14 protein-coding genes are annotated in these 12,826 nt (G+C 68.8%); 9 read left to right on the top strand and 5 right to left on the bottom strand.

The window, feature by feature from the left end; translation table 11 throughout:
* The first annotated feature begins 8 nt into the window (after positions 1 to 8).
* From atpE to ACIBKX_RS18640, 8 genes are all read left to right on the top strand, one after another.
* A complete protein-coding gene (atpE, locus tag ACIBKX_RS18675; protein ID WP_361181421.1) occupies positions 9 to 248 on the top strand; it encodes an ATP synthase F0 subunit C in 240 nt (79 codons plus the stop codon).
* A gap of 36 nt (positions 249 to 284) precedes the next feature.
* Complete coding sequence (locus ACIBKX_RS18670; protein ID WP_363275187.1) at positions 285 to 833, top strand: F0F1 ATP synthase subunit B; 549 nt, start codon at positions 285 to 287, stop codon at positions 831 to 833.
* Entirely contained in the window at positions 830 to 1,651 is an 822-nt protein-coding gene (locus ACIBKX_RS18665; protein WP_363275186.1) for a F0F1 ATP synthase subunit delta, read from the top strand. The genes ACIBKX_RS18670 and ACIBKX_RS18665 overlap by 4 nt, the downstream gene beginning before the upstream one ends.
* Positions 1,652 to 1,779: 128 nt before the next feature.
* Positions 1,780 to 3,387, top strand: coding sequence for a F0F1 ATP synthase subunit alpha (gene atpA, locus ACIBKX_RS18660; protein WP_363275185.1), 1,608 nt, complete (start codon positions 1,780 to 1,782; stop codon positions 3,385 to 3,387).
* A 20-nt stretch (positions 3,388 to 3,407) separates the two neighbouring features.
* Entirely contained in the window at positions 3,408 to 4,325 is a 918-nt protein-coding gene (locus ACIBKX_RS18655; protein ID WP_363275184.1) for a F0F1 ATP synthase subunit gamma, read from the top strand.
* Positions 4,325 to 5,767 (top strand): F0F1 ATP synthase subunit beta, encoded by a 1,443-nt coding sequence (gene atpD, locus ACIBKX_RS18650; protein WP_363275182.1) that lies wholly within the window; start codon positions 4,325 to 4,327, stop codon positions 5,765 to 5,767. The genes ACIBKX_RS18655 and atpD overlap by 1 nt, the downstream gene beginning before the upstream one ends.
* A gap of 129 nt (positions 5,768 to 5,896) precedes the next feature.
* The gene (locus ACIBKX_RS18645) at positions 5,897 to 6,271 is read left to right on the top strand and encodes a F0F1 ATP synthase subunit epsilon (protein WP_363275181.1); all 375 of its coding nucleotides are present in this window, start codon (positions 5,897 to 5,899) and stop codon (positions 6,269 to 6,271) included.
* Between the two features lie 125 nt (positions 6,272 to 6,396).
* The gene (locus ACIBKX_RS18640; RefSeq protein WP_135331165.1) at positions 6,397 to 6,846 is read left to right on the top strand and encodes a DUF2550 domain-containing protein; all 450 of its coding nucleotides are present in this window, start codon (positions 6,397 to 6,399) and stop codon (positions 6,844 to 6,846) included.
* A 61-nt stretch (positions 6,847 to 6,907) separates the two neighbouring features.
* On the opposite strand, the gene ACIBKX_RS18635 is transcribed toward ACIBKX_RS18640, so the two are convergent.
* From ACIBKX_RS18635 to ACIBKX_RS18625, 3 genes are all read right to left on the bottom strand, one after another.
* Positions 6,908 to 8,743: a glycoside hydrolase family 18 chitinase gene (locus ACIBKX_RS18635; RefSeq protein ID WP_363275180.1), complete on the bottom strand. Its 1,836-nt coding sequence runs from the start codon at positions 8,741 to 8,743 to the stop codon at positions 6,908 to 6,910.
* 169 nt (positions 8,744 to 8,912) lie between these two features.
* A complete protein-coding gene (locus ACIBKX_RS18630) occupies positions 8,913 to 9,563 on the bottom strand; it encodes a response regulator transcription factor (RefSeq protein WP_363275179.1) in 651 nt (216 codons plus the stop codon).
* A complete protein-coding gene (locus tag ACIBKX_RS18625) occupies positions 9,560 to 10,753 on the bottom strand; it encodes a histidine kinase (RefSeq protein WP_363275178.1) in 1,194 nt (397 codons plus the stop codon). Before ACIBKX_RS18625 ends, ACIBKX_RS18630 begins: the two co-directional genes overlap by 4 nt.
* A 154-nt stretch (positions 10,754 to 10,907) precedes the next feature.
* Here ACIBKX_RS18625 and ACIBKX_RS18620 point away from each other — a divergent pair, with 154 nt between their 5' ends.
* The gene (locus ACIBKX_RS18620; protein WP_363275177.1) at positions 10,908 to 11,477 is read left to right on the top strand and encodes a hypothetical protein; all 570 of its coding nucleotides are present in this window, start codon (positions 10,908 to 10,910) and stop codon (positions 11,475 to 11,477) included.
* 3 nt (positions 11,478 to 11,480) lie between these two features.
* Here ACIBKX_RS18620 and ACIBKX_RS18615 read toward each other — a convergent pair whose 3' ends face one another.
* Both ACIBKX_RS18615 and ACIBKX_RS18610 read right to left on the bottom strand, forming a co-directional pair.
* Entirely contained in the window at positions 11,481 to 12,053 is a 573-nt protein-coding gene (locus ACIBKX_RS18615; protein WP_363275176.1) for a cob(I)yrinic acid a,c-diamide adenosyltransferase, read from the bottom strand.
* A gap of 13 nt (positions 12,054 to 12,066) precedes the next feature.
* Complete coding sequence (locus tag ACIBKX_RS18610) at positions 12,067 to 12,822, bottom strand: ABC transporter permease (protein ID WP_363275175.1); 756 nt, start codon at positions 12,820 to 12,822, stop codon at positions 12,067 to 12,069.
* Between the last annotated feature and the right edge of the window lie 4 nt (positions 12,823 to 12,826).

Raw genomic sequence — 12,826 nt, 5'->3', positions numbered from 1 at the left:
GTAACGGCATGTCCGCGACCCTCGAACTCGCCGCAGGCGTCTCCGGCTCCCTCGGTTCCATCGGCTACGGCCTCGCCGCGATCGGCCCCGGCATCGGCGTCGGCATCGTTTTCGGTAAGGGCACCGAGGCCCTGGCCCGTCAGCCCGAAGCTGCCGGCCTGATCCGTTCGAACCAGATCCTCGGCTTCGCCTTCTGTGAGGCGCTCGCCCTCATCGGCATCGTTATGCCGTTCGTGTTCGGTCAGTAATAACTGCTTACCGACACTTCGACGAAAGGCACTGATGTGATCGCCAACCTGGTGCAGCTGGCGGCCGAGGAGAAGCAGAACCCGCTGATCCCGCCCGGCCCCGAGCTGCTCGTCGGCGCCATCGCCTTCGCCATCGTCTTCTTCTTCTTCTGGAAGAAGCTCCTCCCGAACATCAACAAGGTTCTGGACGAGCGCCGTGAGGCGATCGAAGGCGGTATCGAGAAGGCCGAGGCCGCTCAGACCGAGGCCCAGAGCGTGCTCGAGCAGTACAAGGCTCAGCTCGCCGAGGCCCGGCACGAGGCCGCGCGTCTGCGCCAGGAGGCGCAGGAGCAGGGCGCCCAGCTCATCGCCGAGATGCGGGCCGAAGGCCAGCGTCAGCGCGAGGAGATCGTCGCCGCCGGTCACGCGCAGCTCGCCGCCGACCGCAAGGCCGCCGCGCAGACGCTGCGTCAGGACGTGGGCCAGCTGGCCACCGACCTGGCCGGCAAGCTCGTCGGCGAGTCCCTCGAGGACCACGCCCGGCAGAGCCGCACCATCGACCGCTTCCTCGACGAGCTCGAGGAGAAGGCCGAGGCTGCTCGATGACAGCGCACGGAGCTAGCCGCGAGGCCTTGGCCGCCGCGCGCGAGCGCCTCGACGCGCTGACCGACAACACGTCGGTCGACGCGAAGAAGCTGAGCGACGAGCTGGCCGCTGTCACCGCGCTCCTGGGCCGTGAGGTCTCCCTGCGTCGGGTCCTGACCGACCCGTCGCAGAGCGGCGAGGCCAAGGCCGAGCTCGCCGGGCGGCTGCTCGGCGGGCAGGTGGGCGGCGAGACCGCCGACCTGGTGGCCGGCATGGTCCGCTCGCGCTGGTCGCAGTCGCGTGACCTGGTGGACGCCCTCGAGGAGCTCGCCAACCTCGCCGACCTGACCGGTGCGCAGAAGTCCGGCGCGCTGGACGACGTCGAGGACGAGCTGTTCCGGTTCGGCCGGATCGTCTCTTCGAACCCCGCCCTCCGGTCCGCGCTCACCGACCGCGGCGCCACCGGCGCGGCCAAGAGCGAGCTGCTGCGCAGCCTGCTCGGCGGTCGTGCGAACGCGGTGACGGAGCGGCTCGTCGAGCGCCTTGTGACCGCGCCCCGTGGACGTAGCCTGGAAGAAGGACTCGAGTCCCTCTCCAAGCTCGCCGCGGACCGCCGCGACCGGATGGTCGCCGTCGTCACCTCTGCCGTTCCGCTCTCGGACCAGCAGAAGCAGCGTCTCGGTGCCGTCCTTGCGAAGGTCTACGGCCGCCAGATGCACCTGAACCTGGATGTGGACCCCGAGGTCCTCGGTGGGATCACGGTGCAGGTCGGCGACGAGATCATCAACGGCAGCATCGCGGACCGCATCGAGGACGCGCACCGCCGCATGGCGAGCTAGCAGTAACTCAACACGTAGTAATGACGGCCCTAGTTGGGCCGTGCAGAGGATTCACCTCGTTGCTTGGGGGGAGTCCCCAGACCCCCAAAGTGAAACTTCGGGCCCAACAAGGAGAGCAGGGAACCCAGATGGCGGAGCTCACGATCCGGCCGGAGGAGATCCGGGACGCACTGGAGAACTTTGTCCAGGCGTACAAGCCGGACGCGGCCTCGCGCGAGGAGGTCGGTTCGGTCACCGTTGCCGGTGACGGCATCGCGAAGGTCGAGGGCCTGCCCTCGGCCATGGCCAACGAGCTGCTGAAGTTCGAGGACGGCACCCTCGGTCTCGCCCTCAACCTTGAGGAGCGCGAGATCGGCGCCGTCGTCCTCGGCGAGTTCAGCGGCATCGAAGAGGGCCAGCCGGTCACCCGTACCGGCGAGGTCCTGTCCGTCGCGGTGGGCGAGGGCTACCTCGGCCGCGTCGTCGACCCGCTCGGCAACCCGATCGACGGCCTCGGCGAGATCGAGACGTCCGGCCGCCGCGCCCTCGAGCTGCAGGCCCCCACGGTCATGGACCGCAAGTCGGTCCACGAGCCGATGGAGACCGGCTACAAGGCCGTCGACGCGATGACCCCGATCGGCCGTGGCCAGCGTCAGCTGATCATCGGCGACCGCCAGACGGGCAAGACCGCCCTGGCCGTCGACACGATCATCAACCAGCGCGACAACTGGCGCTCGGGCGACGTGAACAAGCAGGTGCGCTGCATCTACGTCGCCGTCGGTCAGAAGGGCTCCACCATCGCCTCTGTGCGCGGTGCCCTCGAAGAGGCCGGCGCGCTCGAGTACACGACCATCGTCGCCGCCCCGGCGTCCGACCCGGCGGGCTTCAAGTACCTGGCGCCCTACACCGGTTCGGCCATCGGCCAGCAGTGGATGTACGAGGGCAAGCACGTCCTCATCGTCTTCGACGACCTCTCGAAGCAGGCCGACGCCTACCGCGCCGTGTCCCTGCTGCTCCGCCGCCCGCCGGGGCGCGAGGCCTACCCGGGTGACGTCTTCTACCTGCACTCGCGTCTGCTCGAGCGCTGCGCGAAGCTCTCGGACGAGATGGGCAAGGGCTCGATGACGGGTCTCCCGATCGTCGAGACCAAGGCGAACGACGTGTCGGCGTTCATCCCGACCAACGTCATCTCCATCACCGACGGCCAGTGCTTCCTGGAGTCGGACCTGTTCAACGCCGGTCAGCGCCCCGCGCTCAACGTCGGTATCTCCGTCTCCCGAGTCGGTGGTTCCGCGCAGCACAAGGCGATCCGTCAGGTGTCGGGCCGCCTCCGCGTGGACCTCGCCCAGTTCCGTGAGCTGGAGGCGTTCGCCGCCTTCGGTTCCGACCTGGACGCCGCGTCGAAGGCCTCCCTCGAGCGCGGTCAGCGGATGGTCGAGCTGCTCAAGCAGCCGCAGTACCAGCCGATGGCCACCGAGGACCAGGTCGTCTCCATCTGGGCCGGTACCACGGGCCGCATGGACGAGGTCCCGGTCGCCGACATCCGTCGCTTCGAGACCGAGCTGCTCGAGTACCTGCACCGCAAGGAGCAGGGCCTCATGACCTCCATCAAGGAGGGCGGCAAGATGTCCGACGACACGGTCACGGCCATCGCGGACGCCGTCGCGGAGTTCAAGAAGCAGTTCGAGACGTCGGACGGCAAGCTGCTCGGCGAGGACGCCCCGGCCGGCCCGGTCGCCGTCAACGCGTCCAAGTGACGACGGAAGGGACCTGACTCATGGGAGCCCAGCTCCGGGTCTACAAGCGTCGCATCAAATCCGTCACCGCGACCAAGAAGATCACCAAGGCGATGGAGATGATCGCTGCCTCGCGCGTCGTCAAGGCGCAGCGCAAGGTGGCGGCCTCCACTCCGTACGCGACCGAGCTCACGCGCGCGGTCACCGCGGTGGCCACGGGTGCGAGCGACAAGCACCCGCTGACCACCGAGGCCGAGACTCCGACCCGGGCCGCTGTCCTGCTCCTCTCGAGCGACCGCGGTCTGGCCGGCGCCTTCAACTCCAACGCCATCAAGGCCGCGGAGCAGCTGACGGTGAAGTTGGAGAGCGAGGGCAAGGAGGTCGACACGTACATCGTCGGCCGCCGTGGCATCGCGCACTACAACTTCCGTGAGCGCACGATCGCCGGGCAGTGGACGGGCTTCACGGATGCCCCTTCCTACGCGGACGCCAAGGCGATCGCCGGACCCCTGATCGAGGCCATCGAGAAGGACTCTGTCGAGGGCGGCGTGGATGAACTCCACATCGTCTACACCGAGTTCATCTCGATGATGACGCAGGACGCGGTCGGTTCCCGGCTGCTCCCGCTGAGCCTCGACGAGGTGGCGAAGGAGGCGGGCACGGCGGACGAGGCCCGCCCGCTGTACGACTTCGAGCCGTCGGCGGAGGACGTCCTCGACGCCCTGCTGCCGCGCTACGTCGAGAGCCGCATCTACAACGCGCTGCTTCAGTCGGCTGCTTCCAAGCACGCCGCCACGCGCCGTGCGATGAAGTCGGCGACCGACAACGCGGGTGACCTGATCACTGCGCTCACCCGCTCTGCCAACGCGGCCCGCCAGGCCGAAATCACCCAGGAAATCAGCGAGATCGTCGGTGGCGCCAGCGCCCTGGCCGACGCGACCGCGGGGAGTGACAAGTAATGACGACCACTGTTGATACGGCCGTTGCCACGGGCCGCGTCGCCCGGGTGATCGGCCCGGTCGTCGACGTGGAGTTCCCCGTCGACGCGATGCCGGACATCTACAACGCCCTGCACGTCGAGGTCGCAGACCCGGCTCAGGACGGCGCCCTGAAGACGCTGACCCTTGAGGTCGCCCAGCACCTGGGTGACGGCATGGTCCGCGCGATCTCCATGCAGCCCACCGACGGTCTGGTCCGCCAGGCCCCGGTGACCGACACCGGCGACGGCATCACCGTCCCGGTCGGTGACATCACCAAGGGCAAGGTGTTCAACACCCTCGGCGCGATCCTGAACGAGCCGGAGGCCGAGAAGGACGTCACCGAGCGCTGGGCGATCCACCGCAAGGCGCCGGCCTTCGACCAGCTCGAGTCGAAGACCGAGATGTTCGAGACCGGCCTGAAGGTCGTCGACCTTCTCACCCCGTACGTCAAGGGTGGAAAGATCGGTCTGTTCGGTGGTGCGGGCGTCGGCAAGACCGTCCTCATCCAGGAAATGATCATGCGTGTGGCCAAGCTGCACGAGGGCGTTTCCGTGTTCGCCGGTGTCGGCGAGCGCACCCGTGAGGGCAACGACCTCATCGACGAGATGGAAGAGTCGGGCGTTCTGGACAAGACCGCCCTGGTCTTCGGCCAGATGGACGAGCCGCCGGGCACGCGTCTGCGTGTCGCCCTCGCCGGTCTGACCATGGCGGAGTACTTCCGCGATGTGCAGAAGCAGGACGTGCTGTTCTTCATCGACAACATCTTCCGCTTCACGCAGGCCGGTTCCGAGGTCTCGACCCTGCTCGGCCGTATGCCCTCCGCGGTGGGTTACCAGCCGAACCTGGCCGACGAGATGGGTCTCCTCCAGGAGCGCATCACCTCGACCCGTGGTCACTCGATCACCTCGATGCAGGCGATCTACGTCCCCGCGGACGACCTGACCGACCCGGCCCCGGCCACCACCTTCGCCCACCTCGACGCGACGACGGTTCTCTCCCGTCCGATCTCCGAGAAGGGCATCTACCCGGCCGTGGACCCGCTGGACTCCACGTCCCGCATCCTGGACCCGCGCTACATCGCGCAGGACCACTACGACGCCGCCATGCGCGTCAAGGGAATCCTGCAGAAGTACAAGGACCTCCAGGACATCATCGCGATCCTCGGCATCGACGAGCTCTCGGAAGAGGACAAGCTCGTCGTCTCCCGCGCCCGTCGCGTGGAGCGCTTCCTGTCGCAGAACACCCACGCGGCCAAGCAGTTCACCGGCCTCGACGGTTCGGACGTGCCGCTCGACGAGTCGATCACCGCGTTCAACGCGATCATCGACGGCGAGTACGACCACTTCCCCGAGCAGGCGTTCTTCATGTGCGGTGGCATCGACGACCTGAAGGCGAAGGCCAAGGAGCTGGGCGTCTCCTGAATCGGCGGCTCAGTCCGCTGAGCCTCGACTCCCGGGAGGGGTGGGTGCGTCCCGCCCCTCCCGGTACGCCCACTAGAATTTGACCCAACACCCGGCGATACCGCCGGGTGGTGACCCGAGGAGCCACCCTTGGCTGCTGAGCTGCATGTCGAGCTGGTCGCCGCGGACCGCAGTGTCTGGTCCGGCGAGGCCACCCTGGTCGTCGCGCGCACCACGTCCGGCGACATCGGCGTCATGCCCGGTCACCAGCCGCTGCTCGGTGTGCTGGAGTCGGGCCCGGTGACCATTCGTACGGTGGACGGCAACACTGTCGTCGCCGCGGTCCACGGAGGATTCATCTCCTTCGCGGACAACAAGCTGTCGCTGCTTGCTGAGATCGTCGAGCTGTCGGACGAGATCGATGTCCAGCGCGCGGAGCGGGCGCTCGAGCGCGCGAAGGCGGAGGCCGACGCCTCCGCCGAGCGCCGTGCGGACGTCCGACTGCGGGCGGTGGCGACGCGCTGAACCCAGCGTGTCGGCGTTGACGTGACTCAGCCGCGGCCAGGTCCGGAGCAATCCGGACGGGCCGCGGCTGAGGCAATGCGGGTGCAATGTTGGTCCGTTTCGGAGAGGCGAGGAGGTCGGTGCCGATGATCCTCACTCTGCTCGTGTGCGGACTCGTATTGGTCGCGTTGGTATTGGTGGGGCTCTTCGTCTTCGGACTGCGCCGCCGGCTGATCCAGCGCTCGGGCGGCACCTTCGACTGCAGCCTGCGCTGGAACGCCCCGGAGAAGGGCGACACCTCCGGCAAGGGCTGGGGCTACGGGGTCGCCCGCTACAACGGCGACCGGATCGAGTGGTACCGCGTCTTCTCGTACGCTCCCCGCCCGCGCCGTGTCCTTGAGCGCTCGGCCATCGAGGTCGTCGACCGCCGCGCCCCGGACGGCGAGGAGGAGCTGGCCCTGCTCTCCGACGCGATCGTGCTCGGCTGCCTCCACCGGGGGGTACGCCTTGAGCTGGCGATGGGCGAGGACGCGCTGACGGGCTTCCTGGCCTGGCTGGAGGCTGCGCCGCCGGGGCAGCGAGTGAACGTGGCCTAGTACGCGAGAAGCCGGGGAGACAGGGGGCGTTCCTGTCTCCCCGGCTTCGTTCTGGGGTGGGTTACTTCAGGCCGTCATTGATGGCAGACACCAACTCCCCGTTCGCGGTGTCCCCGCTGAACTCCCAGAAGAAGGCCCCGCCGAGCCCCTGCTGCTTGGCCCAGGCCATCTTGCTCTTGACCGTCGCAGGAGTGTCGTACGACCACCAGTTGCTGCCGCAGTGCGCATAGGCGGTCCCGGCGACCGTGCCGTTGGCGGGGCAGGAGTTCTTCAGGACCTTGTAGTCCTCGATGCCCTGCTCGTACGTGCCGGCGGCGGGCCCTGTCGCCGTGCCGCCCGGTTCCTTCTGCGTGACGCCCGTCCAGCCGCGTCCGTAGAAGCCGATGCCGAGCAGCAGCTTGGCGGAGGGGACGCCCTTCGCCTTCAACTTGGCGATCGCGTCGGCGGAGTTGAAGCCTTCCTGCGGGATGCCGGGGTAGGAGGTGAGGGGGGAGTGCGGGGCCGTCGGGCCCTTCGCCGCCCACGCGCCGAAGAAGTCGTACGTCATCACGTTGTACCAGTCGGTGTACTGCGCGGCGCCGCCGTAGTCCGCGGCGTCGATCTTGCCGCCGTTGGAGGCGTCGGCGGTGATCGCCGCCGTCACCAGGGCGTCCTTGCCGAACTCGGTGCGGAACGCCTGCATCATGGTCTTCATCGCCGCCGGGCCGCTGGTGTCGCAGGTCAGGCCGCAGGCGTTGGGGTACTCCCAGTCCAGGTCGATGCCGTCGAAGACGTCGGCCCAGCGCGGGTCCTCCACCAGGTCGTGGCAGGACTTGGCGAAGGCGGCGGGGTTCTTCATCGCCTCGCCGAAGCCGCCGGACCAGGTCCAGCCGCCGAAGGACCAGATGACCTTGAGGTTCGGGTGCTTGGCCTTCAGCTTGCGCAGCTGGTTGAAGTTGCCGCGCAGCGGCTGGTCCCAGGTGTCGGCCACGCCGTCGACGGACTGGTCGGCGGTGTAGGCCTTGTCGTAGTCGGCGTACGCGTCGCCGATGGCGCACTTGCCGCCGGTGACGTTGCCGAAGGCGTAGTTGATGTGGGTGATCTTGGCGGCGGAGGCCGAGGTGTCGATGTTCTTCACGTGGTAGTTGCGTCCGTAGACGCCCCACTGCGCGAAGTAGCCGAGCTTGACCTTGTCACCGGGGCCGGGGCCCGGATCGGTGCCGCCCGTGGTGCGCACCTTCACGGCGCCGGATGCGGGTCCGGTCTGGTCGGCCGTGTCGCGGGCCTGGACCGTGTACGAGTAGTCCGTGCCGGCGGTCAGACCGCTGTCGGCGTACGAAGTGCCGGTAACGGTGGCGACCTTGGCGCCGTCGCGCAGGACGTCGTAGTTCTTGACGCCCTTGTCGTCGGTGGCCGCCTTCCAGGCCAGCTTCACCGACGTATTGGTGATGTCGGAGGCGGTGGGGGTGCCCGGGGCGCTCGGCGGGTTGTCGCCGGGGACGCTGCCGCCGTCACAACTGCCGCCGTTGAGCGAACAGTTGGCGGGCGAGCCGGAGCCCGTGCCGTTGAACCCGAAGGAGACCGAGGCGCCGGGGGCGAGCGTCCCGTTCCAGCCGAGGTTCTTGGCGGTCCAGCGGGTGCCGGAGTTGGTGACCGTGGCGTCCCAGGCGGAGGTGACCTTGGTGTCGGCGGGGAAGTCCCACGCGACGGTCCAGGAGCTGATCGTGGTCGTGCCGGTGTTCTTGACGGTCCACTTGCCCTCGAAGCCGCTGCCCCAGTCCTGGGTCTTGGCGTACGTGGCAGTGGCTTCCGGGGCGGCTTCGGGTGCCGCTTCGGCGGGACCCGAAAGGGCCACCAGGGTGGCGAGGGGGAGCAGCAGGGTGGTGAGGCCTGCCACGGCTCTGTGTCTGAAGCGCACAGTGTGCTCCTCGGGTGAGATACGGGGGTTAGGGGTGGGACCCTGCGCCGCCCGTGAGCACGTGGAACACGTGGGGGAGTGCTCACCGCAGTGCGGTGAGAATAGAAAGGTCTGGACCAGCGGTCAAGAGGTCTGAACCAATGGCCGAATCACGCCCCCGGTCCCGGCCTCAGACGCCCAACTCCTGTGCGAGGACGGCCGCTTGGACCCGGCTGCGCAGCTCCAGCTTCCCGAGCAGCCGGCTGACGTGGGTCTTCACCGTCGCCTCCGCCATCGCGAGCCGGCCCGCGATCTCCGCGTTGGAAAGCCCCTGGCCCAGACAGGAGAGCACCTCGCGCTCCCGCCGCGTCAGACAGTCGAGCACCGCGGGATCCGGCGCGTTCTCGCTGCGTACGACCGTCTTCGGGGCGGCGAACTCGGCGATCAGACGCCGTGTCACGGCAGGCGCGATCAGGCCCTCGCCGCGCCCGACCGCTCGGACCGCGTCAAGCAGGTCCTTGGCCTCGGTGTTCTTCAGGAGGAACCCGGAGGCGCCCGCGCGCAGCGCCCCGAAGACGTACTCGTCGAGGTCGAAGGTGGTCAGGACGAGCACGTCGGCGAGGCCGTCGGCGACGACCTGCCGGGTCGCGGAGACGCCGTCGAGCCGTGGCATCTGGATGTCCATGAGGACCAGATCGGGCCGGAGTTCACGGGCGAGCGCCACCGCCTCCTCGCCGTCGGCCGCCTCGCCGACCACCTCTATGTCGGGCGCGCTGCGCAGGATCAGGACAAGTCCCGCGCGTACGGCGGACTGGTCCTCGGCGACGAGCACTCGGATCATTCGTACGACACCTCTTCGTCTGCGGGGTCGACGGGCAGGGTCGCGGACACGATCCACACCTTGCCGTCAGGGCTGTTCTCCGGGCCCGATGCGAAGCTGCCGCCGAGCAGTTCGGTGCGCTCGCGCATGCCCACCAGACCGGCTCCGGAGCCGGGGGCGCGGGGCCCGGCCGGATCGTCGTACGGGCTGGTGACACGGATGACCAGGGCGCGGGGCGGCTGGTCGAGCGCCACGGTGACCCGGCCGGGGGAGGCGTGCTTGAGGGCGTTGGTCAGGGACTCCTGGACGATGCGGTACGCGGCGAGCTCGACCGGGGCGGGGAGCTTCGCGCCCCCGGGAGCGCGGGTGTCGTCCAGGGTGACGTCGAGACCATTGGTACGGGCGCCCGCGAGCAGGGCGCCGAGTCCGTCCAGGGTGGGGGCGGCCGCCGGCTCCCGGTCGTCGCTGGAGTCGCGCAGGATGCCGATGAGGCGGCGCATCTCGGCCAGGCCCTCGACGCTGTTCTCGCGGATGACGGCGAGGGCGTCCTTGCTCGTCGCCGGGTCGTCCAGGGAGAGCGCGGCCGTGGAGTGGATGGCGATCGCCGAGAGGTGGTTGGCGACCATGTCGTGCAGCTCGCGGGCCATCCGGGCGCGCTCGGCGGTGACGGCCTGGACACGGTCCATCTCGGCGAGCAGCGCGGTCTGCTCGGCGCGCAGCTTCGCGGCCTCGGCGGCCTCGCGATGGTTGCGTACGAGCACACCCGTGGTCGCGGGGCCGAAGGACACCACGCCCGTGATGACACCGATGAGGATGGCCTCCGGCTTCTGGAACCAGGCCAGGAAGCCGATGGTGACTGCCACGGTCACCAGGCCGGTGGTGACCGGGATGCGGCGCGCGGCGGCCGGAGTGCCGTAGACGACCGCCGCGTACACGAGGTCCGTGAACATCATGATCGAGGCGAGATTGCCCTCGGTGAACTGGTCGGCGACTAGCGCGAGGGTGCCGACGCTGAGGGCGAACTGCGGGGCCGTCCGGCGCATCAGCTCCAGGCACGCCAGGACGGCGAGCGGGATCAGCGCCCAGGTCGCGTCGAGCGCCCGGCCCGGCGTCGTGTGCAGCCCGAGCGCCCACAGCACGAGCCCGCTGAACAGGCTGACCGACGCGATGGTGACGTCGACGCGGTGCGGGCGGGCGAGGGGCAGGGCCATGGCCTCCATCCAACACGGGACGCGCGGCCGATGCCTGATCCTGAGGGAGGAACTGCCCGCTACATCGAAGGATGCAGTCGGGTTTCGTCACTGGTGACGACGATCAGCGGCCGCCCCGCAGGGAGCCTTGAAGGGTGACCGAGAGGAGCGAACCGTGATCGTCACACTGATCATCATCTGCGAGGTCGGCTTCTGGCTGCTCCTTGCCGGCGGCCTTGCCCTGCGCTACTGGGCGAAGATGCCGCGCGCGAGCGTCGCCGTGCTGCTCTGCGAGCCGATCCTGGAGGTCGTCCTCTTCGTCGTCACCGCGATCGACCTGAAGAACGGCGCGGAGCCGGACTGGAAGCACGGTCTGGCCGCGGTCTACATCGGCTACTCGATCGCGCTCGGCCACTACACGATCAAGTGGGTCGACGTCCGCGTCGCCCACCGTTTCGCGGGCGGTCCGCCGCCGTCGACCCCGAAGTACGGCATGGCCCGCGCGATCCACGAGTGGAAGATCGCCGCCCGCTGGATCCTGGCGGGCCTGATCGCGATGGCGCTGCTGCAGGGCGCGGTCTGGTACGTGGGCGGCGACGGCGACATCGGCTCGCTGCGGATGTGGCAGCAGAAGATGCTGTGGCTGATCGGCATCAACGTGATCATCGCCGGGAGCTACACGCTCTTCCCGAAGAAGTCACCTGCCGCCGAGCCCGAGCGCCCCAAGTCCCTGAGCGGGCTCTGAGGGCTACCGCTCGCCGCCGGGAACCCACAACACGTCCCCGACCTCCTTGTTCGCAATCCGCGCCAGGATGAACAGGAGGTCGGAGAGGCGGTTCAGATAGGTCGCCGTCAGGGGGTTCATGACCTCCCCGTGCACCTCGAAGGCGGCCCACGTCGACCGCTCGGCCCGCCGCACCACCGTGCACGCCTGATGCAGCAGCGCCGCCCCCGCCGTGCCGCCCGGCAGGATGAAGCTCCGCAGCTTCTCCAGCTGCTCGTTGAAGTGGTCGCAGTCCGCCTCCAGCTTGTCGACGTAGAACTGCTCGACCCGCAGCGGCGGGTACTCCGGGTTCTCGACGACCGGCGTGGACAGGTCGGCGCCCACGTCGAAGAGGTCGTTCTGGACCCGGACCAGGACCTTCACGACCTCTTCGGGGAGCCCGCCGAGCGCGATCGCCGTGCCGATGACCGCGTTGGCCTCGTTGGCGTCGGCGTACGCGGAGATCCGCAGATCGGTCTTCGCGGTCCTGCTCATGTCGCCGAGGGCCGTCGTGCCCTGGTCGCCGGTGCGGGTGTAGATGCGCGTCAGATTGACCATGGGGCCAGCGTAGTTACGCTCCGGCCTTCCGGAAGACACGTGTGCCCACCGTCACGGACAGCAGCACGAAGCCGAGGGCCATCAGCACGCCGTACAGCATGGTCGTGGTCGCGTAGTCGCCCACATAGCCCGCGCGGACCGCGTCGACCAGATAGCGGAACGGCATGAAGTGCGAGAGCACGTCGAGCCACGCGGGTGCGAGCGCCATCGGCAGCATCAGGCCGGAGAGCAGCATCGAGGGCATGCTCACCGCGTTCACGGCGGGCCCGAACTCGTGCGGCTTGGAGACCTTCATCGCCAGTGCGTACGACAGTGACGCGAGCCCCGCCGTCAGGAGCGCCACGAACGCGAACCCGATGAGGATGCCGCCGACCGGCGCCCTGAGCCCCATCACCAGCGCGGCGAGCACCAGCAGCACCGCCTGGAAGACGAAGAGCATGGCATCGCGCAGGATCCGGCCGAGAAGCAGCGCGAGCCGGCTGACGGGCGTCACCCGCATCCGCTCCACCACGCCGAACTGCTTCTCGATGATGAGCGCGAAACCGCTGAACGTGGCGCCGAACAGGCCGAGTTGGAGCAGCAGCCCCGGCACGAGCACCTGCCAGGAGTCGCCCTGCGAGCCGAGCGGCAGATCGGTGAGCAGCGGGCCGAAGAAGAGCAGATAGAGCAGCGGCGTCAGGACGCCGAAGAAGATCTGGAACTTGGAGCGCAGGGTCTGCCGGGCGTACCGCCCGAAGACCAGCGCGGTGTCGGAAAGAAGTGTGGGCATTTCT

Origin of the sequence: Streptomyces sp. NPDC050658 (assembly GCF_044457025.1) — a bacterium.
Classification (GTDB): domain Bacteria; phylum Actinomycetota; class Actinomycetes; order Streptomycetales; family Streptomycetaceae; genus Streptomyces.
Note: the sequence above shows the minus strand (reverse complement) of the source record. Positions and strands in the feature narration are given on the sequence as shown.

Coding starts and splice junctions, on each gene's coding strand:
- atpE (WP_361181421.1), top strand. CDS start 9: ATGTCCGCGACCCTCGAACTCGCCGCAGGCGTCTCCGGCTCCCTCGGT.
- ACIBKX_RS18665 (WP_363275186.1), top strand. CDS start 830: ATGACAGCGCACGGAGCTAGCCGCGAGGCCTTGGCCGCCGCGCGCGAG.
- atpA (WP_363275185.1), top strand. CDS start 1,780: ATGGCGGAGCTCACGATCCGGCCGGAGGAGATCCGGGACGCACTGGAG.
- ACIBKX_RS18655 (WP_363275184.1), top strand. CDS start 3,408: ATGGGAGCCCAGCTCCGGGTCTACAAGCGTCGCATCAAATCCGTCACC.
- atpD (WP_363275182.1), top strand. CDS start 4,325: ATGACGACCACTGTTGATACGGCCGTTGCCACGGGCCGCGTCGCCCGG.
- ACIBKX_RS18640 (WP_135331165.1), top strand. CDS start 6,397: ATGATCCTCACTCTGCTCGTGTGCGGACTCGTATTGGTCGCGTTGGTA.
- ACIBKX_RS18630 (WP_363275179.1), bottom strand. CDS start 9,563: ATGATCCGAGTGCTCGTCGCCGAGGACCAGTCCGCCGTACGCGCGGGA.
- ACIBKX_RS18625 (WP_363275178.1), bottom strand. CDS start 10,753: ATGGCCCTGCCCCTCGCCCGCCCGCACCGCGTCGACGTCACCATCGCG.
- ACIBKX_RS18615 (WP_363275176.1), bottom strand. CDS start 12,053: ATGGTCAATCTGACGCGCATCTACACCCGCACCGGCGACCAGGGCACG.
- ACIBKX_RS18610 (WP_363275175.1), bottom strand. CDS start 12,822: ATGCCCACACTTCTTTCCGACACCGCGCTGGTCTTCGGGCGGTACGCC.